General features: G+C 57.6%; 16 protein-coding genes. 9 read left to right on the top strand and 7 right to left on the bottom strand.

Annotated elements, in window-relative coordinates; genetic code table 11:
• The first annotated feature begins 30 nt into the window (after positions 1-30).
• The 7 genes from AC2FFH_RS21665 to AC2FFH_RS21635 all read left to right on the top strand — a co-directional run bounded on the left by AC2FFH_RS21665 (position 31) and on the right by AC2FFH_RS21635 (position 11,268).
• Positions 31-1,464, top strand: coding sequence for an NAD(P)-dependent oxidoreductase (locus AC2FFH_RS21665; RefSeq protein WP_496845291.1), 1,434 nt, complete (start codon positions 31-33; stop codon positions 1,462-1,464).
• Between the two features lie 26 nt (positions 1,465-1,490).
• Entirely contained in the window at positions 1,491-1,925 is a 435-nt protein-coding gene (locus tag AC2FFH_RS21660) for a GFA family protein (protein ID WP_496727322.1), read from the top strand.
• Positions 1,922-6,454, top strand: coding sequence for a glutamate synthase large subunit (gltB, locus tag AC2FFH_RS21655; protein WP_496770551.1), 4,533 nt, complete (start codon positions 1,922-1,924; stop codon positions 6,452-6,454). Before AC2FFH_RS21660 ends, gltB begins: the two co-directional genes overlap by 4 nt.
• A 161-nt stretch (positions 6,455-6,615) precedes the next feature.
• Positions 6,616-7,350: a monofunctional biosynthetic peptidoglycan transglycosylase gene (gene mtgA / locus AC2FFH_RS21650; protein WP_496741446.1), complete on the top strand. Its 735-nt coding sequence runs from the start codon at positions 6,616-6,618 to the stop codon at positions 7,348-7,350.
• 58 nt (positions 7,351-7,408) lie between these two features.
• Positions 7,409-8,074: an FtsZ-binding protein FzlA gene (gene fzlA / locus AC2FFH_RS21645; protein ID WP_496770554.1), complete on the top strand. Its 666-nt coding sequence runs from the start codon at positions 7,409-7,411 to the stop codon at positions 8,072-8,074.
• Between the two features lie 80 nt (positions 8,075-8,154).
• The gene (gene queG / locus AC2FFH_RS21640) at positions 8,155-9,192 is read left to right on the top strand and encodes a tRNA epoxyqueuosine(34) reductase QueG (RefSeq protein WP_496770558.1); all 1,038 of its coding nucleotides are present in this window, start codon (positions 8,155-8,157) and stop codon (positions 9,190-9,192) included.
• A gap of 72 nt (positions 9,193-9,264) precedes the next feature.
• Positions 9,265-11,268: a hydantoinase/oxoprolinase family protein gene (locus tag AC2FFH_RS21635; protein ID WP_496770559.1), complete on the top strand. Its 2,004-nt coding sequence runs from the start codon at positions 9,265-9,267 to the stop codon at positions 11,266-11,268.
• A 30-nt stretch (positions 11,269-11,298) separates the two neighbouring features.
• Here AC2FFH_RS21635 and msrA read toward each other — a convergent pair whose 3' ends face one another.
• Together msrA and msrB are read right to left on the bottom strand one after the other, a co-directional pair.
• Entirely contained in the window at positions 11,299-11,808 is a 510-nt protein-coding gene (gene msrA / locus AC2FFH_RS21630; protein WP_496770561.1) for a peptide-methionine (S)-S-oxide reductase MsrA, read from the bottom strand.
• Complete coding sequence (gene msrB / locus AC2FFH_RS21625) at positions 11,805-12,254, bottom strand: peptide-methionine (R)-S-oxide reductase MsrB (protein WP_496741454.1); 450 nt, start codon at positions 12,252-12,254, stop codon at positions 11,805-11,807. Before msrB ends, msrA begins: the two co-directional genes overlap by 4 nt.
• A gap of 145 nt (positions 12,255-12,399) precedes the next feature.
• Between msrB and AC2FFH_RS21620 the strand changes: the two genes are divergently transcribed.
• Positions 12,400-12,921 carry a glutathione peroxidase gene (locus AC2FFH_RS21620; RefSeq protein ID WP_496845290.1) on the top strand — a complete coding sequence of 174 codons (522 nt, stop codon included), beginning with the start codon at positions 12,400-12,402 and terminating at the stop codon, positions 12,919-12,921.
• On the opposite strand, the gene AC2FFH_RS21615 is transcribed toward AC2FFH_RS21620, so the two are convergent.
• Positions 12,897-13,784, bottom strand: coding sequence for a DMT family transporter (locus AC2FFH_RS21615; protein ID WP_496727332.1), 888 nt, complete (start codon positions 13,782-13,784; stop codon positions 12,897-12,899). The two genes, AC2FFH_RS21620 and AC2FFH_RS21615, sit on opposite strands and share 25 nt — an antisense overlap.
• 181 nt (positions 13,785-13,965) lie before the next feature.
• Here AC2FFH_RS21615 and AC2FFH_RS21610 point away from each other — a divergent pair, with 181 nt between their 5' ends.
• On the top strand, positions 13,966-15,162 hold the full coding sequence (locus AC2FFH_RS21610) for a BCCT family transporter (RefSeq protein WP_496780972.1): 1,197 nt from the start codon (positions 13,966-13,968) through the stop codon (positions 15,160-15,162).
• 81 nt (positions 15,163-15,243) lie between these two features.
• Here AC2FFH_RS21610 and AC2FFH_RS21605 read toward each other — a convergent pair whose 3' ends face one another.
• The 4 genes from AC2FFH_RS21605 to ade all read right to left on the bottom strand — a co-directional run bounded on the left by AC2FFH_RS21605 (position 15,244) and on the right by ade (position 19,992).
• Positions 15,244-16,077 (bottom strand): hypothetical protein, encoded by an 834-nt coding sequence (locus AC2FFH_RS21605; RefSeq protein ID WP_496845289.1) that lies wholly within the window; start codon positions 16,075-16,077, stop codon positions 15,244-15,246.
• A gap of 234 nt (positions 16,078-16,311) precedes the next feature.
• On the bottom strand, positions 16,312-16,599 hold the full coding sequence (locus AC2FFH_RS21600) for an HU family DNA-binding protein (protein WP_039533371.1): 288 nt from the start codon (positions 16,597-16,599) through the stop codon (positions 16,312-16,314).
• Positions 16,600-16,729: 130 nt separating this feature from the next.
• On the bottom strand, positions 16,730-18,193 hold the full coding sequence (locus tag AC2FFH_RS21595; RefSeq protein WP_282154110.1) for an AMP nucleosidase: 1,464 nt from the start codon (positions 18,191-18,193) through the stop codon (positions 16,730-16,732).
• Positions 18,190-19,992 (bottom strand): adenine deaminase, encoded by a 1,803-nt coding sequence (gene ade, locus AC2FFH_RS21590; RefSeq protein ID WP_496845288.1) that lies wholly within the window; start codon positions 19,990-19,992, stop codon positions 18,190-18,192. Before ade ends, AC2FFH_RS21595 begins: the two co-directional genes overlap by 4 nt.
• Between the last annotated feature and the right edge of the window lie 81 nt (positions 19,993-20,073).

Raw genomic sequence — 20,073 nt, 5'->3', positions numbered from 1 at the left:
GTGACCAAGCCAATTCATGGAGTTTGACCCGTGGCCAAGCAATCGATGCTGAAATTTGTGCAGATCGACCGCGTCATGCCCGAAAAGCGTGCCGCCGATGACCGCAGAGAAGATTTTGATGAAATCTACGCCGAATTCGCAGCAGAGAAGGCCAAGGAGCAAGCCAGCCGATGCAGTCAATGTGGTGTTCCATACTGCCAGTCGCATTGCCCACTGCACAACAACATCCCTGACTGGCTGCATTTGACCGCGACGGGTCGTCTGGAAGAAGCCTACCAAACCAGTCAGGCCACCAACACATTCCCCGAGATCTGTGGCCGAATCTGCCCGCAGGACCGCCTGTGCGAAGGCAACTGCGTGATCGAGCAATCGGGCCACGGCACGGTCACCATTGGCACGATTGAGAAATACATCACCGACACCGCCTGGGACAAAGGCTGGGTGAAACCCACCGCTCCGGGTTCCGAGCGCAGCGAAAGCGTCGGCATCATCGGTGGCGGCCCCGGCGGTCTGGCTGCGGCTGACATGCTGCGTCGGGCGGGCATTCAGGTCACCGTCTATGATCGTTATGATCGCGCAGGCGGTCTGCTGATGTACGGCATTCCGGGGTTCAAGCTGGAAAAAGACATTGTTCAGCGTCGAAATGACCTGCTGGCAGATGGTGGAGTCGAGTTCGTGCTGAATTGCGATGTAGACGCCGCCAAGTTCGAGGAAATACGCTCCAAGCATGATGCAGTAATCATTGCGACAGGCGTGTACAAATCGCGCGATCTGTCTATGCCCGGCAGCGGTCTGGCTGGAATCGAAAAAGCCATCGATTTCCTGACCGCCTCGAACCGCAAAAGTTTTGGCGATGACGTCGAAGATTTCGACAATGGCCGCTTGAATGCCGAAGGCAAGAAGGTGGTCGTTATTGGTGGCGGTGATACCGCGATGGATTGTGTGCGGACCTCGATCCGGCAAGGTGCCACGTCGGTCAAATGCCTCTATCGTCGTGACCGGGCGAACATGCCGGGTTCGCAGCGCGAAACCCAAAACGCCGAAGAAGAAGGCGTGGTGTTCGAATGGCTGAGCGCGCCCAAGGGCTTTACCGGCGACGACACCGTCGCAGGCGTGATGGTGCAGAAGATGCGTCTGGGTCAGCCCGACGCGACCGGCCGTCAGGCACCTGAAGTGATCGAAGGCGCGGATTATGTCGAAGACGCCGATTTGGTGATTAAGGCGCTGGGCTTTGAGCCTGAAGACCTGCCCACCCTGTTCGGCCAGCCCGACCTGCCCGTCACCCGTTGGGGCACCGTCAAGGCAGCGTTCGAGACCGGCGCAACCGAGATGGACGGCGTCTATGCTATTGGTGACATCGTGCGCGGTGCGTCTCTGGTGGTCTGGGCCATTCGTGACGGTCGTGACTGCGCCGATGCGATTATTGATCGCTTCAACGCCAAGGCTGCCATCGCAGCCGAATAACCCTAGCCCAGCGACAGGAGGGTCTGATGCCCGAATTGCAAGGTCAATGCATGTGCGGCGCGGTCACGGTGACTGCAACCCCGGCGCGGGAATCGCTGGGAGCCTGCCATTGTGATCAATGCCGTCGCTGGACCAGTTCGATGCTGGTAACCTTCGCGGCAGAGCCCGGCTATGCCGCCTTGGGACCGGTCAAGACCTACACCTCGTCGGATTGGGCCGAACGGGCATTTTGCTCGGACTGTGGTTCGGCACTGTGGTACCGGATCACTTTGCCGGGCGAGATGCACGGACAAACCCAAATGGCTGCCGGTCTTTTTGACGACACCGGCAACCCGCTGAAACTTGAACTTTACATAGATAAAAAGCCCGAGGGCTACGCGTTCGCAGGAGAACGCCGGCAGATGACCAAAGCCGAGGTCGAAGCCATGTATGCCCTGCCGGAAGAAGGAGACAGCCAATGACCAAATATGATGCCGATTGGGTGCGGGCCGAAGAAGCCAAGCGCAAATGGATGGCCGAAAATGGTCTCTATTCCGAGGACGAAGAGCATTCTTCATGCGGCGTAGGTCTTGTGGTTTCGATTGACGGCAAAGCGTCACGTAAGGTGGTGGATGCCGGGATCGACGCACTTAAGGCAATCTGGCACCGGGGCGCGGTGGACGCAGACGGCAAGACGGGTGATGGCGCGGGTATTCACGTGCAGATCCCGGTTCCGTTCTTCTATGACCAGATCCGCCGCACCGGACATGAGCCGCGACTGGATCAACTGATTGCGGTTGGTCAGGTCTTTTTGCCACGCACCGACTTTGGCGCACAGGAACAGTGCCGGACCATCGTTGAAACCGAAGTTCTGCGCATGGGCTATTACATTTATGGTTGGCGTCATGTGCCGGTCGATGTGACCTGCCTGGGAGAAAAAGCCAACGCCACCCGGCCTGAGATTGAGCAGATCCTGATCTCGAACTCAAAAGGTGTGGATGAAGACACGTTTGAGCGTGAGCTTTATGTGATCCGTCGCCGTATCGAAAAGGCGGCACTGGCTGCCGGTATTTCTGATCTGTATCTGGCCTCGCTCAGCTGCCGGTCGATCATCTATAAGGGCATGATGTTGGCCGAGCAGGTCGCGGTGTTCTACCCCGATTTGATGGACGAGCGCTTTGAAAGTGCCTTTGCCATCTACCACCAGCGATATTCGACCAATACGTTCCCGCAGTGGTGGCTGGCCCAGCCTTTCCGCATGCTGGCCCATAACGGCGAGATCAACACGCTGAAGGGCAACATCAACTGGATGAAAAGCCATGAGATCCGCATGGCGAGCGGCACCTTTGGTGACTATGCCGAGGACATCAAGCCGATCATCGCAGGTGGTTCGTCGGATTCGGCGGCTCTGGACTCTGTCTTTGAAGTTCTTGTCCGTGCCGGCCGGTCTGCCCCAATGGCGAAAACCATGCTGGTGCCGGAAAGCTGGTCCAAGCAGGCGGTCGAACTGCCGCAGGCGTGGCGCGACATGTATTCCTACTGCAATTCGGTGATGGAGCCGTGGGACGGCCCCGCCGCATTGGCGATGACCGATGGCCGTTGGGTTTGTGCGGGTCTGGACCGGAACGGTCTGCGTCCGATGCGTTACGTAGTAACTGGCGACGGTCTTGTCATTGCAGGGTCCGAGGCCGGGATGGTGCCGATTGATGAGGCCACAGTGACCGAAAAAGGCGCGCTTGGCCCAGGTCAGATGCTGGCCGTCGATATGAAGAAGGGCAAGTTGTTCCGCGACACGCAGATCAAGAACAAACTGGCCCGTGCGCTGCCATTTGGCGAATGGGTCGGCAAGATTCACGATCTGGATGCCACGCTGGCAGGTGTGACCGAAACCCCGATTTTCTCAGGAGAGGAACTGCGCAAGCGTCAGATCGCGGCTGGTTATTCGGTTGAGGAGCTGGAGCAGATCCTCGCCCCGATGGCGGAAGATGGCAAAGAGGCGCTGGCCTCGATGGGTGACGATACGCCCTCGGCGGTTCTGTCCAAGCAATACCGCCCGCTCAGCCATTTCTTTAGGCAGAATTTCAGCCAGGTGACCAACCCGCCGATCGATTCTTTGCGCGAATACCGCGTGATGTCTTTGAAGACGCGGTTTGCGAACCTCAAGAACGTGCTGGATGAGGACAGCAGCCAGACCGAGATTGTGGTTCTGGAAAGTCCCTTTGTCGGCAACGCGCAATGGGACAAGCTGGTTGAAAGCTTTGATGCCCCGCTGGCCGAGATCGACTGTAGCTTTGAGCCCGGCCAAAACGCACTAAGCGAGGCGTTGGCCCGTGTTAGAGCCGAAGCGGAAGAGGCCGTTCGGTCCGGCGCTGGGCATCTGGTGCTGTCTGACATGAACTCGGGCGCAGGTCGTGTGGCGATGCCCATGATCCTTGCCACAAGTGCGGTGCACTCACACCTGACCCGTCAGGGCCTACGGACATTCTGTTCGTTGAACGTACGCTCGGCGGAATGTGTCGACCCGCACTATTTTGCCGTTCTGATCGGTTGTGGTGCGACCGTTGTGAACGCCTATCTGGCCGAGGATTCGCTGGCCGACCGTATTGATCGCGGCCTTTTGGACGGGACCCTGACCGAAAATGTCGCCCGCTTCCGCGAAGCGATCGATCAGGGCTTGTTGAAGATCATGGCCAAGATGGGAATCTCGGTAATCTCGTCCTATCGCGGCGGCCTGAATTTTGAGGCCGTTGGCCTGAGCCGTGCGATGGTGGCCGAATACTTCCCTGGAATGACCAGCCGGATTTCCGGCATCGGCGTCACGGGTATTCAGACGAAGGCCGAGGAGATCCACGCCAAGGCATGGGATAGCGGTCTGGACGTGCTGCCCATCGGTGGGTTCTATAAGGCGCGTAAATCGGGTGAGACCCACGCGTGGGAAGCGACCTCGATGCATATGATGCAAATGGCTTGTAACCGCGCGTCCTATGAGCTGTGGAAGCAATACTCGGCCAAGATGCAGTCGAACCCGCCGATCCATCTGCGTGACCTGATGGACTTTAAACCGCTGGGCAAGCCAATCCCGATTGAAGAGGTCGAGTCGATCACTTCGATCCGCAAGCGGTTCGTCACGCCGGGCATGTCGCTGGGTGCGTTATCGCCCGAGGCGCACAAGACGCTGAACGTGGCGATGAACCGGATCGGTGCGAAATCCGACTCCGGCGAGGGTGGCGAAGACCCGGCACATTTTGTGCCGGAGCCCAATGGCGACAACCCGTCGGCCAAGATCAAACAGGTCGCTTCGGGCAGGTTCGGTGTGACCGCCGAATACTTGAATCAGTGTGAAGAACTGGAGATTAAGGTCGCTCAGGGTGCCAAACCCGGTGAAGGCGGTCAGCTGCCGGGCATGAAAGTTACCGACCTGATTGCGCGACTGCGCCATTCGACCAAGGGTGTGACCCTGATCTCTCCACCGCCGCACCACGATATCTACTCAATCGAGGATCTGGCGCAGCTGATCTACGACCTGAAACAGATCAACCCGCGCTGCAAGGTTACCGTGAAACTGGTGGCGTCTTCGGGTGTTGGCACGATTGCTGCCGGTGTGGCCAAGGCCAAAGCGGACGTGATCCTGATTTCGGGCCACAATGGTGGCACCGGGGCATCTCCGGCGACCTCGATCAAATATGCCGGTCTGCCGTGGGAGATGGGCCTGACCGAGGCACATCAGGTTTTGGCGATGAACAACCTGCGCGACCGCGTGACCCTGCGAACCGATGGTGGCTTGCGCACCGGTCGTGATATCGTCATGGCTGCGATGATGGGGGCCGAGGAATACGGTATCGGCACCGCTGCTCTGATCGCGATGGGCTGTATCATGGTGCGTCAGTGCCAGTCGAACACCTGCCCGGTCGGTGTGTGTACGCAGGACGAATCCCTGCGGGCAAAGTTCACCGGTAATGCCGATAAGGTCGTCAACCTGATCACCTTCTATGCACAGGAAGTGCGCGAGCTGCTGGCCAGCCTCGGTGCGCGGTCGATTGACGACATCATCGGGCGGGCAGATCTGCTGGCGCAGGTCAGTCGCGGTTCAGCGCATCTGGATGATCTGGACCTCAACCCGCTGCTGATCACCGTCGATGGTGCCCATAACATCGTCTACAACCGCGACAGAGATCGCAATGCAGTGCCCGATACGCTTGATGCGGAAATTGTGCGCGATGCTGCACGGTTCCTGAAAGACGGTGAGAAAATGCAGCTGTCCTATGCTGTTCAAAACACGCACCGAACCGTGGGCACACGGGTCTCCAGCCATATCGTGCAGAATTTCGGGATGCGGAACACGTTCCAGCCCGACCACCTGCATGTGAAACTGCAAGGCTCGGCCGGTCAGTCGTTGGGGGCTTTTGCGGCCCCAGGTCTGAAGCTTGAGGTATCTGGTGATGCCAACGACTATGTCGGCAAGGGCCTGTCCGGGGGCACAATCGTTGTACGTCCGCCGCAGGTCAGCCCGCTGAAAGCAGACGAAAACACCATTATCGGCAACACCGTTCTTTACGGCGCAACTGATGGCCACCTGTTTGCGGCTGGCCGCGCAGGTGAGCGGTTCGCGGTTCGGAATTCGGGCGCCACTGTGGTGATCGAGGGCTGTGGCTCGAACGGCTGTGAATACATGACCGGTGGTATTGCGGTGATCTTGGGTGGCATTGGTGCCAACTTTGGCGCAGGTATGACGGGCGGTATGGCCTATCTGTACGACCCCGAAGGCAAGGCCGAGCAGCTGATGAACATGGAAACGCTGGTGACCTGCCCGGTGACTGTCGACCATTGGGAAAATCAGTTGAAATCGCTGATCGAAACCCATCAGGCTGAAACCAACAGCCGTAAGGCCGCCGACATTCTGCAGCATTGGGAGGTCGAAAAGGCCAACTTCCTGCAGGTTTGCCCGAAAGAGATGCTGAACAAGCTCAGCCATCCTCTGACGACCGAGGCAACTGCTGTTCCCGCCGAGTAAGCGAAAGTTGTTAGACCAAATCAGAACCCCGCGTGTCAACAAGGACACGCGGGGTTTTCAATTTACGTCCCGGCCTTGCTTAAGATTGCATACCCGCGCAACGCTCAGATCAGGCAAGATAAACCGTTCCAAACCCGGCCACAGCGTCGTATAGCAACAAAATGGCAAGAACAGCAGCGCGCAAGTCGAGCAAAAAGAAAAGCAAGGCGTCGAAATCAAAAAGGCCACTGGTTCCGCGGATTCGTCGTTGGGTAACACGCATCGCCTTGGGCGTTGTGGCTTTTGTCGTGGGTTTGGTCCTGCTTTACTCGGTGGTTAATCCGCCGGTGACTCATACAATCTGGTCGGAATGGCGAAGATTGGGGAAGGTCGAGCGCGAGTGGGTGTCGATCGAAGAAATTGCCCCGGTTATGGGCAGATCTGCCGTGGCCGCCGAGGACGCGAATTTCTGCCTGCATTGGGGCTTTGACGTTGAAGCAATCCGCGAAGCGCTGGAAGACGGCGGCAGCCGGGGGGCCTCGACCATTACCCAGCAGGTCGTGAAGAACGTGTTCCTGTGGCAAGGGCGCAGTTGGGTGCGCAAAGCGCTTGAAACGTCGATTACACCCGTCGTCGAAATCTTCTGGAGCAAGCAGCGAATCCTAGAAGTATATCTGAACGTTGCCGAAACCGGTCAGGGGGTCTTCGGGGTCGAAGCGGCAGCACAGCGATACTATGGGACGAGTGCGTCCAAGTTGTCGTCAGTTCAGGCGGCCCGATTGGCGGCGATCCTGCCGTCCCCCCGCAACAGATCCGTCACAGATCCGTCGGTTCGAACCCGCAGACGTGCGGCATCCATCCGGGATGGGGCGGCCACCATCCGCGCAGATGGTCGCGCGGATTGTTTCGAGGATTGAAACCCTATGCCCCTCAAGGCTAAAGCTGGGGGGTATTCACTGGTTCGATTGGAAGATTATGGCGCGTCTGTTTCATGTTCCCCTGTCCCCGTATTGCCGCAGGGTGCGCCTGTCGCTTGCGGAAAAGAAAATCGAAGTCGAATTGGTCGAGGAACGATACTGGGAACAAGACCCGGATTTTCTGCGCCGCAACCCAGCCGGCAAAGTCCCGGTGTTGCGACTGGATGGACAGGTCATGGCGGAAAGCGCGGCCATTTGTGAATATATCGAAGAAACCCGCCCTGAACCTCCGCTGATGCCAAAAAAACCTGAAGCGCGGTACGAGGTGCGGCGTTTGGTTGGTTGGTTCGATGACAAGTTCCATCACGAAGTCACATCTCGACTGTTGTATGAGCGGGTGAACAAGAAGGTGACCGGCGAGGGTTATCCCGACAGTAAAAACGTCAAGGCGGGTGCAAAGGCTATCAAGTATCATTTGGACTACATGGCTTGGCTGCTGGATCACCGGCGCTGGCTGGCAGGTGATCAGATGACTCTGGCCGATTTTGCAGCTGCTGCGCACTTGTCTGCTCTGGATTATATCTCAGATGTAGATTGGAACCGTTCTCAGGCGGTCAAGGATTGGTATGCCAAGATCAAGTCGCGGCCTGCGTTCCGGTCCATATTGGCAGATCAGGTTCCTGGGTTCCGACCGCCACCGCATTACGCTGATCTGGATTTCTGATAGGGTAAGGGTGTAGCGGGCTGACTGCCCCCTCTTGGCCGGGGTGTGGGCCAATTCACCCCGAGGGTACTTATAGCCAGATGAAGAGCGGATCAGGTTTAAAAGAAAAGCTGGTGGCGCAGGCGTTGAGCGAGGGATTTGTCTCTTGCCGTGTTTGCCGACCTTGGGACGTGCCCGAAGTGCCGTCGCGCTTGCAGGCGTTTTTGGATGCCGGGTATCACGGGCAGATGGGGTGGATGGCCGAGCGGACCCATTGGCGCGGAGATCCGGCCGCATTGTGGCCCGAGGCGCGGTCGGTCATCATGCTGGCCGAGAGCTATACGCCTGACCATGATCCGACCGAAGTTCTGCAGCATCCGGACAAGGCGGCGATTTCTGTTTATGCGCAGAACAAGGATTACCACGATCTGGTCAAAAAGCGGCTGAAACGGCTGGCGCGCTGGTTGATTGCGGAAGCGGGTGGAGAGGTAAAGGTCTTTGTTGATACCGCGCCTGTTCCGGAGAAGGCTTTGGGCCATGCGGCAGGGCTGGGCTGGCAGGGAAAACACACCAATCTCGTAAGCCGCGACTGGGGAAATTGGGCCTTTTTAGGCTCTGTTTTTACGACGTTGGACCTGCCTGCAGACATGGCTGAATCTGACCATTGCGGTAATTGTCGAGCTTGTTTGAGCGCCTGTCCGACGGATGCGTTTCCCGCGCCGTATCAGTTGGATGCGCGGCGATGTATTTCATATCTGACGATCGAACATAAAGGGCCGGTCGACGAAGAGCTGCGCCAAAAGCTGGGAAACCGGATTTATGGATGCGACGATTGTTTGGCCGCGTGCCCGTGGAACAAATTCGCCATCGCAGCGAGCGATGTGCGGTATGCCGCACGTGATGATCTGAAAGCACCGCCGTTGGCCGAGCTTGCTGTGTTGGATGATGCAGCGTTTCGGGCCAAGTTCTCGGGCTCGCCGATCAAGAGGATCGGGCGGGATCGGTTTGTGCGCAACGTTCTGTACGCGATTGGCAACTCGGAACGGTCAGATCTGATGCCCGTCGCGCAGTCGCTTGCCAATGATCCTGATCCAACGGTGGCGGACGCCGCGCGTTGGGCGGTGAAACGATTGTCGTAAGTGACGCAAACAGGCTGGACGTGTCGGTCCAAACCGCTACACCCATCGACAGCGAACAGGAAGGAGATCCCGATGGCGTTGGCTTTGGGGGTGGATACGGGTGGAACCTATACGGATGCGGTGCTGATCCGGGACGAGAAAGAGGTGATCGCCTCGGCTAAATCCCTGACAACCCGCGCCGATCTGGCAATTGGGGTTGGACAGGCGATCTCGGCAGTGTTGGATCAAGCACAGGTGTCGCCGGAGCAGATCTCAATGGCGTCTTTGTCGACGACGTTGGCGACGAATGCCTTGGTCGAAGGGCAGGGTGGTCGAGTCGCGCTGATTTACATTGGGTTCAAGGAAGCAGACCTTGAGAAACATGGGCTGCGGGATGCGCTGAAGGGTGATCCAGCGCTGGTGATTGGCGGTGGGCATAGCCACGCCGGGGGTGAGGCTGCTCCATTGGACGTCGACGCGCTGGAAGCCTTTTTGGCGTCGCACAAGGATGTTTCCGGGTTTGCGGTTGCCGCGCAGTTCGCAACGCGGAACCCGGCGCATGAATTGCAGGCCGCGCGTGTCATTGCCGCGACAACCGGGGCACCGGTAACGTGCTCTCATCAGTTGTCGGCCAAACTGAACGGTCCGAAACGCGCGGTCACGGCGGTTTTGAATGCGCGTTTGATCGGCATGATCGACCGTTTGATCGGTCGGGCGCAGGATCGTTTGATTGATCTGGGCATAACCGCACCGATGATGGTTGTGCGCGGCGATGGTGCTCTGATGAGCGCCGAACAAGCGCGGGAACGCCCGATTGAGACGATCCTCAGCGGGCCGGCGGCTTCGATTGTTGGGGCAAGCTGGTTGACGGGGGCCGAGAATGCACTGGTGTCCGATATTGGCGGCACCACGACGGATGTTGCGCTGATTCGGGATGGCAAACCCGCGATTGACCCAGCGGGCGCGCAGGTCGGCGGATTTCGTACGATGGTTGAGGCGGTTGCCATGCGCACCCACGGACTGGGTGGAGATAGCCAGGTGCATGTGGTGACCGAAGGGCTGGGCGGCGGCGTATTTCTGGGGCCACGACGGGTGCTGCCGGTATCTCTGATCGCGTCAGAAGCACCCGAGGTTGTTCACGGCGTTCTGGACACACAGTTGCGGGCAACAACCGTGGGAGAGCATGACACGCGGTTTGCCCGCCGTGTTCCCGGTATCAATGCCGACGGGTTGGGTGCGCGCGAAGAATCGCTGTTGGAGAGGCTGGGCGAGAACGTCATGCCCCTAAGTGACCTGCTGCGCACCCGTATGGAGAACGGAGCTTTGTCGCGTCTGGTGGATCGCGGTGTCGTTCAGGTTTCGGGTGTGACGCCATCGGATGCCAGCCATGTTTTGGGCCGATTGGATACCTGGGATGCGGACGCAGCCCACAAGGCGTTGGAGCTGGTTGCGCGCAAGCGGGTGGGGACGGGTGACAGGCTAGCCGGCAGCCCCGAACAACTGGCACAGATGATCGTGGATCAGTTGACCGAACAGACGTCTTTGACCTTATTAGAGACTGCTTTTGCCGAAGAAGCTGACGGTTTTGGTCTTGCACCTGCTGACTTGGCCCGGCACGTGTTGACGCAAAAAGGGCTGGCAAGGCATCGCGGCTTAATCGCGCTGGACGCATCGCTAAACGTGGATGTCGTGGGTCTCGGCGCATCCGCCCCCAGCTATTATCCGGCTGTAGGGGATCGCCTGCATTGCACCATGATCCTGCCGGAACACGCCGGTGTCGCCAACGCGATCGGAGCAGTTGTTGGTCGGCTTACGCTGCGTCGAACAGGAACCGTGACGTCACCGTCTGAAGGGCGTTACCGGGTTCATTTGGAGGAAGGGCCGCAGGATTTCACAGAATCCGACAAGGCCTTGGAACTGCTGGAGACGGTTCTGCGGGATCAGGCCGAGGTCGCCGTGCGGCAGGCCGGCGCCGCAGATATCCGGGTGGTCGTCGACCGCGACATCCGCACCGCGCGCATCGAAGCGCAGGACGTGTTTGTCGAAGCGATGATCACGGTCGAAGCCAGCGGACGCCCAAGGGTGGCCTCAGGTTAGCCCCCCTCGCGGGAAGGAGGGCCAATTCGGTTATTCAGCCGCGCTGCGCTTGGGCAGAACCCAATCGGGGCGCGGGAAGTGGCAGGTATAGCCGTTGGGAATACGTTCAAGGTAGTCCTGATGCTCGGGCTCAGCCTCCCAGAAATCGCTGACGGGTTCGACCTCGGTCACAACCTTGCCGGGCCAGATCCCGCTGGCGTTCACATCGGCAATCGTGTCCTCAGCCAACTGTTTCTGGGCGTCGTCCACATAGTAGATGGCCGAGCGATAGCTCATCCCGCGATCATTGCCCTGACGGTTAACGGTTGTCGGGTCGTGAATCTGAAAGAAGAACTCGAGCAGGTCGCGATAGGTAATTTGCGCTGGGTCGAAAATGATCTCGATCCCTTCGGCATGGGTGCCGTGGTTGCGATAGGTGGCGTTGGGCACGTCGCCGCCAGTATAGCCGACGCGGGTGCTGGAAACGCCGGGCAATTTACGGATCAGGTCCTGCATGCCCCAAAAGCAGCCCCCGGCCAAAACAGCGCGTTCATTGGTCATTGGATATCCTCCACATGGATCAGGTATTCACTGTACCCTTCGGCCTCCATCTCATCGCGATGAATGAACCGCAAGGAGGCGGAGTTGATACAATAGCGTAGCCCGCCGTGTTCGCGTGGACCGTCGGGGAATACGTGCCCAAGATGACTGTCGCCATGTTTCGAGCGGACCTCGGTCCGGATCATGCCAAGCGTGCGATCTTCAATCTCTTCAACATGCTCGTGCACGATGGGCTTGGTAAAGCTTGGCCAGCCACATCCGGATTCGTATTTGTGGGTCGAGGCAAATAGCGGTTCGCCCGAGACGATATCGACGTATATGCCCGGTTCCTTGTTTCCCAACAGCTTTCCAGTGCCGGGGCGTTCGGTCCCGCTGCGTTGGGTGACGTGAAATTCTTCAGGGGAAAGAGCGGCAATGGCCTCGGGGTCTTTGGTGTAGCGGGTCATGGCTTCTCCGGTGTTGATATGACTTGGACCTTTATTTGGGCATACTGGGGCAAAAATCAAAATCATATTTCAGCCTGCTCGCGTTCTCGTGCGGGTGATCCGAATGCCAAACGCACGCGTAATTCACAATAAAGGAGGTAACACCATGTTGAGACTGCTTCTGTTATCCGTCCTATTGCTGGTTGCCCGCGCTGTTCAAGCTGCACCTTTGACCGGTGAGTTTGACTCGATTGACGGCGGAACCCTTTCTCTTGAGGGGTGGAGAGGTCAGCCGGTGCTGATTGTGAACACGGCATCCCATTGCGGGTTCACGGGGCAATACGCTGGCTTACAAAAAATCCATGACACCTATGCTGATCGAGGTCTCGTGGTTTTGGCCGTCCCTTCGGATTCTTTCAATCAGGAACTGGGGTCAGCGAAAGACGTGAAACAATTCTGCGAGATGAATTTTGGTCTGACCTTGCCCATGACCGACATCACCCCAGTCAAAGGCCTCGGTGCCCATCCGTTTTATAGGGCTGTTGCCCAGCAAACGGGCTTTGTCCCCAAGTGGAATTTCAACAAGATCCTGATTGACCCAGCGGGCGAGGTTGTCGCGACGTATGGCTCGAACGTCAAACCGGATTCACCGAAGCTCTTGCGTCAGGTCGAGGCATTGCTGCGCTGATCGGTCTGCCGAGACAGCTGCACTGCCAGAATTCCCAGCGTTGTGATGCCCACGCCAACCGCATCCATCGGACCAAGCTTTTCACCCAGCAGAGCAGCAGCGACCGCGACGCCAAAGACCGGGTTCAAAAAGTGAAAAGTTGCGGCTCGGATCGCGCCGATCCTGTTCAACAAATGGAACCAGATCAGTGTCGCCAACAAGCCAGGGAACAGTGTCGTATAAGCAAAGGCCAGCATCCACGGTACGTTCGGGTGAATGTAGATCGTCTCGAATATGGGGGCCGCGAAGAACAGAATTGCCGCGCCCACCAGCATCTGTAGCCCGACCACCATCATGAAATTGCCGCCGGATGTTGCCCCGCGCACAGCCAGTGTCGCAAAGCTGAGCGCCAGCGCGCCCAGCCCGCACAGCATGACGCCAAACAGGTCGGCGCCCGCGCTAATCCGGCTGCTCATGATCAATGCGACGCCAGCGAAACCCGCCAGCAATCCGAACACGCCCAGTGGTCGAAGTTTTTCGTGAAACAGTGTCCAGCTGGCTAATGCCACGATCAGGGGCATTGTTGATGCAATAATCGCCGCAACAGATGCTTGTACGGTTTGCATTGCGTAGAAATTCAGACCCAAATAAAGGGCATTTTGGCATATTCCAAACAGAATAGTCGCGTACCATTGCGCGCGCGTCAGCCTCCAGCTTTGGCCCATCGCCCGCGCAATTGCGACCCCCAACAACCCCGAGATCAAAAATCGCAGCGCCAGTGAGAAAAGGGGCGAGGCATCGGCGACGATGATCCGCGCCGAGGTGAAGGCTGACGACCAGATGAAGGCAAATGCCAGCCCCATGGCTATGGCGCGCAGATCCATGATGACGCTCTCCCAAACGCCGCGACTGTTTCGGAATTATCTCAAACGCGCAAGCGCCCCGCGTCAAAAAAACCACAGGCCTCATCAGTTACATTCGGCATTGCAGTGTTTGTTGATTGATCAGTCAATTAAAGGTATGCGAACCGCACTCTGACTAACCAAGGGAGGTATGTTGGTGCTTTTGGAGTATATTCTTTCTTTCGGCGTCCTGCTGGCATTGGGCCTGGTCGCTTTCTTCGTCGTGAAATGGTGGAACCTGCGTTGCGTGGGCGTCACGCCAGTGCATCTGTTCACCTTCATCGCGATCCTGTTCACGTCCGGTCTGGATGTCGGCCTGATCATGTTCCCGCTGACCGAGTTTGGCGGATATGCCGAGGAACCGGCCTATGCCTTTGCGAACCCGCTGGCCATCGAGTTCGGGTTCTGGGGCTTCCTGATCTGGGCTTTCTACTTCCTGACGGCGTTCTATTTCTGCGTCATCGAACCCCGCGTGAAGTTCTTTGAGATCCCGCTGGTCAAGTTGATCAACAACGTGGTGATTATTGGCACCTGCGCCTTCACCGCCAGCCTGTTTCTGATCTACCTGCCTGGCTATCTGCCTGAAGTCGGAGACGGCGAATCCGTGGTTTCAACCTTCTACATCATCGTATTTGTGGTCATTCTGGCAGCGGCCTATTCTTCGACCGACCTGAAATACGTGCGTATCCTGTCCGTGGGTTCGACCTTCCTGTTCCTTGCGCTGATCATCGGAATGTGGGTCGCGGCTGGCATGGGCATGACCGGATTTGTTGAAACCGGCAGCAACATCAGCGCTTACTTTGCCAACCTGCACAAGTTTGTCCTGCCGCTGACCGACTATCACGCCTTCTATTTGTTCTGGTGGTTCGCGTGGTCGATCATGATTGGCCAGTTCACCTCTCGCTTTGTCGGTGGTCTGAAAACCTGGCAATTGCTGGCGGCGCTGCTGATCTTCCCGTCGATCCCGCTGGGAATCTGGTTCACCGTTCTCTACTACTATCACCTGAACGGCATCAGCACTGCGGGCATCACCAACATCGCGATGGTGATCGTGGGCGTGACCTTTGTGATCAACTCGCTGGACTCGCTGATTAGGCTCTATACGGACAACCTGAACCTGACAGTCGAGCGGTTCGGCAAGGCGATCTACGTTGCAGGCAACGTCGCCCTGCTGTTTGTCCTGACCCTGTTGTTCCAGAGCCAGTGGCTGCAGATCCAATGGATCGGAGCGGTGGTCGTTGGCCTCTATTTGGCCTGCGTGGTCTACATCCTGATCACCAAGCGCAAAGAGGTGTTGAGCATCGATTCAATGCCCGAAGATCGTGATCTGGACTTCCACAAGGTTGAGACGGTTCACTGATTGCCGAACGGAGTTAAAGAACAGACGGGCGCCTAATCCGGCGCCCGTTTTCCGTGGTCTTGAAGTTCTATTTTGGAAAAGTCAGAACCGAAAACGGAACGCAAAACCGACAAGCGGTGCAGTGTCGTAAGATTGCCGGCTAATCTCACTTCCATTTTCGTCATCCAGAGTAAGCCGACCATCGAATTCAGCTCCGGCAAAAACGTTTAGAGAAACTCCGGGATTTGGGCTGTAATCCAAGGCCAATACAACCGGGATGCTCTTGTCTTCCCCAACGCCATCCGGCGCAAGACCTTGGTCATCCAGGCGAAAGCGGATGCGTTCAGAGCGCGCAGCCAAAGACAGGTTTATTGTGTCAGTCATGGCATAACTCAGTGTCAGCCCCGGCCCTCTGGTTGCGCCAATCCCTGATCCCGTATTCAGGTTCCAACGGTCATTGATGTCCCAATCCACCAGAAGAGCCGGAAAAAAGTCCACGCCTTCTTCCTCGAGTTGGGAAAAAACGCCGAATGCAGGTCCAATCGACAAGCGGCTACTGACTTCCCAAGCCAGACCGGCAAAAACCCCGTAAGTCCGCCCATCAGACGCGTCTATACCACTTTGGTAATCCCATCTGATTTGTGGAGATATTAACAGTTGCGCCGTTTCACCGACGCGCGCGCGTACCGGAAACGAGACCCGGATATCGCGTATGTCGGTCCATGGTTGATTTTCAGTCTGATTGAAGTCGTAGTCAAATTGCCCAAGGCTTATGGACAGGCCGAATGACGTACCATCGCCGGTATTATACAGCGAACCGCCACGAATAAAGGCACGACTTGCAGAGAAATTGCCACCTCCGCTTAAGGATGCGTTGCCTTGATACGCCGCAAGCCCATCAACCTGAAAGCCCCAACCCACAGGTTGCGCAGCCAACTGAGTTGTCCAGGTTAGAGAAAAAGCAATCGCGAGAGACGAGATTTTGGAGAAGAAGTGCGTCACGTTTTTCAAACCGATCGATGAATTCAAATGTTGTTATTCAACAACTAGACGGGTAACCCGCAAAGTACATCGAAATCTATCGGGTGTGCCAAAATTCGTCCCAACAGGCGAACAAAGAAAAAGGGCCCCCCGAAGGCGACCCTCTATCGTTTGCAGTGAAAGCTGAGATTAGCCGTTCACGCTGTCCTTCAGAGCTTTCGCGATGGTCATCTTGACCACTTTGTCGGCTTCTTTCTTGAACTGCTCGCCGGTGGCGGGGTTGCGCACCATGCGCTCGGGGCGCTCGCGGCAGTAGATTTTGCCAACGCCAGGCAGGGTCACTGCGCCGCCGGCGGAAACTTCGCGGGTGATCAGGCCAGTCATGGCCTCCAACGCTGCGTTTGCAGCTTTCTTGTCGGTTCCCATTTCCTCAGCGAGAGCAGCCACCAGCTGAGTCTTTGTCATAGGCTTTGCCATTTCTTGGTCTCCTTAACGTGCCCGATACATAGGGCCTCACCGCGTAACTGTAACGGGATATTGTGGTCGAACACAACGAATAGTAGCGTTGAAAACCCTAAAAATATGGGGAAATCGTTGCTTTTTTGCGTCAGAGAAAGGCTGTTTCGTCGAATGAACGCAATTTCCGGCTGTGCAGACGCTCTAACGGCATGCCGCGCAGATGTTCCATCGCCCGAATTCCGATTGCAAGATGGCGACTGACCTGGGTGGTATAAAAGGCAGATGCCATGCCCGGAAGCTTTAATTCGCCGTGCAGCGGTTTGTCAGAAACACACAACAATGTGCCGTAGGGAACCCGGAACCGATAGCCATTTGCGGCGATGGTTGCGCTTTCCATATCCAGTGCAATGGCGCGGGATTGGCTGAGCCTTTGCACAGGGCCGGACTGATCGCGCAGTTCCCAGTTGCGGTTGTCGACCGAGGCGACGGTGCCGGTCCGCATGATCCGCTTAAGCTCGTATCCTTCCAACTCGGTGACCTCGGCCACGGCGCTTTCCAGCGCGACCTGAACCTCGGCCAGCGGCGGGATCGGAACCCAGACCGGCAGGTCATCGTCCAGCACCTTGTCTTCACGCAGGTAGGCGTGGGCCAGAACGAAATCCCCCAGCGCCTGCGTGTTGCGCAGCCCGGCACAGTGGCCGACCATCAGCCAGGCGTGGGGCCGCAGAACGGCGATATGGTCAGTGGCCGTTTTAGCGTTCGAAGGCCCAACGCCGATATTGACCAGCGTGATCCCGGACCCATCCTCGCGTTTCAGGTGATAAGTCGGCATTTGCGGCAGCTTCAGCGGTTGGGCCAACTCTTCCTCGGAGCCCTTGATCTCGACATTCCCGGTCGAAACGAAGCTGGTGTAACCGCTGTCCGGATCGGCCAATTGCGCACGCGCGTAATTCTCGAACTCGGAGACGTAGAACTGGTAGTTCGTGAACAGGACATGGTTCTGGAAATGGCTGGGATCCGTCGCGGTATAATGCGCAAGCCGGGCCAGCGAATAGTCGACGCGTTGGGCAGTAAACAAGGCCAGCGGGCCGGCTTCATCCTCGTGGTCGTACACCCCGTTGACGATATCATCGTTGGTCGTGGTCAGGTCGGGAACGTCAAAGACATCGCGCAACGTGAACCCGGCCGCGCCCTGTTGCGGGACGTGCAGATCGGGATTGTTGGCAACCGCGAAATGCACAGGGATCGGTGTGTCGGACGGCCCAATCGTAACCGGCTGGTCGTGGTTCTTGATCAACAACGCGATCTGTTGAGTCAAATAGGACCGAAACAAATCCGGCCGCGTAACCGTTGTGGCATGAATACCGGGTTCTGAGACGTGGCCAAAACTCAGACGGCTGTCGACATGCGCATAGGACGACGTTCTGATGCGAATTTCCGGGTAATAGGCTCTAAACCGCGCCGTTGGTGCGCCATGCTCAATGGCTGCCGAGAAACTGTCGCACAGAAAGCGGGTTGCTTGTTCATAGAGCGCTTCCAACCGAGCGACCGCCGCTTTGGGGTCGGTGAATTGTTCCGGTTTGGGTGCGTCGGGTGTTTTTATTATTGTCATGCAAGTGGTTCCAGAAGATCGATTTTTTCAAAGGTGCGCACATCCACCAGACCCAGATCCGATATCCGCAATTCCGGAATCACGACCAGTGCCAAAAGTGAGTGCTGCATATATGCGTTGTTGAGGGTGCAGCCACAGGCCTCCATCGCGGCGACCATGTCTTCGGCTTTGGCGGCCACAGTTGCGGCGGGGCTGTCTGACATCAGGCCTGCGATGGGCAGTTCGACCAGCGCCAATTCTTCCCCATCGCGGAATATGGTGATGCCGCCACCTACTTCGGCCAGCCTGTTTGCGGCCAGTGCCATCTGTTCGCGATCCGTGCCGACAACGATCATGTGATGGCTGTCATGCGCCACGGTCGAGGCCATGGCCATTTTGCCCTGATATCCGAATCCGGAAACAAAAGCGTTCGTCACGCCGCCCGTCGCCCGGTGGCGTTCAACCAGTGCAATCTGGCAGACATCGCCGTCGCCCTCGACTAATCCTTCGATGATCGGCAGTTCAGCCTTCAGAGCTTTGGTCGGGGCCTGGTTTTCCACCACGCCGATCACGTTGGCCTGCACGCGGTTTGCCCCTGCAGGTGCTTGGATTTCGAAATCGGCAGCGGTCAGGGTATGCCCCAGATGCACGGTGTTCCGGGCGGTATCAGGCCAGTTGAGGTGCGGGCAGTCGACGGTGATTTTACCGTTTTCGGCCACGATCTGACCGCGCGCAATCACGGTGTCGATGAGCAGTTCTTTCAGGTCCGAGCTGAGGATGACATCCGCGCGCCGCCCCGGTGTGATCGAGCCGATTTCACGCTCCAACCCGAAGTGGGTCGCCGTGTTGATCGTTGCCATTTGAAGGGCAATCAGCGGATCACATCCGCAAGCGATGGCGTGCCGAACCACACGATTCATATGGCCGTCATTGACCAGCGTGCCTGAGTGGCAATCGTCGGTGCACAGGATAAAGTTGCGCGGGTCCAGACCTTTTTCCGTGACAGCCGTGATCTGACTTTCCACGTCATACCAGGCCGAGCCCAGCCGCATCATCGACCGCATCCCCTGCCGAACACGCGCGATCGCGTCTGCCTCGCAGGTACCTTCGTGATCATCCGCCGGACCCCCGGCAACATAGGCGGCAAAATCAGGCCCTAAATCAGGCGAAGCGTAGTGTCCTCCTACGGTTTTCCCGGCGCGTTGCGTTTCGGCGATTTCCGCCAACATCTTTGGGTCGCCATTGATGACACCGGGAAAGTTCATCATCTCGCCTAAGCCGATGATGCCGGGCCAGCTCATCGCTTCGGCCACGTCTTCGGCGGTAATTTCGTACCCTGTGGTTTCCAACCCAGGTGCAGATGGGGCGCAGGACGGCATCTGGGTGAAGATGTTCACCGGCTGCATCATCGCCTCGTCATGCATCATGCGTACGCCGTCCAGGCCAAGGACATTTGCGATCTCATGCGGGTCGGTGAACATGCTGGTGGTTCCATGCGGAATGACAGCGCGGGCAAATTCAGCCGGGGTCAGCATGCCCGATTCGATATGCATATGGGCATCACACAGGCCAGGGATCATATAGCGCCCTGTGGCCTCGATGACCTGAGTCTCTGGGCCGGTGCAAAGTGATGCATCGGGTCCGACATAAGCGATGCGTCCATCAGCGATCGCAATGTCATGATTCGGAAGGCTTTCGCGGCTGTGCACATTTACCCAGATTCCGCCGCGAATGACCGAATCTGCAGCTTCACGACCTGCGGCTACGGCAATCAAACGGAGGGCGACATCGGGCCAACTAGGGAAGGGTGTGTGTTCCATGGCCCAACTTTCCCGAATGCGCAGGAAGGTTCAACCCCTTGTGAACAGGTATCATCAAACCGTCACGCAGCGCGTCAGCGC

The organism is Ruegeria sp. YTSC003 (assembly GCF_059609785.1).
Note: the sequence above shows the minus strand (reverse complement) of the source record. Positions and strands in the feature narration are given on the sequence as shown.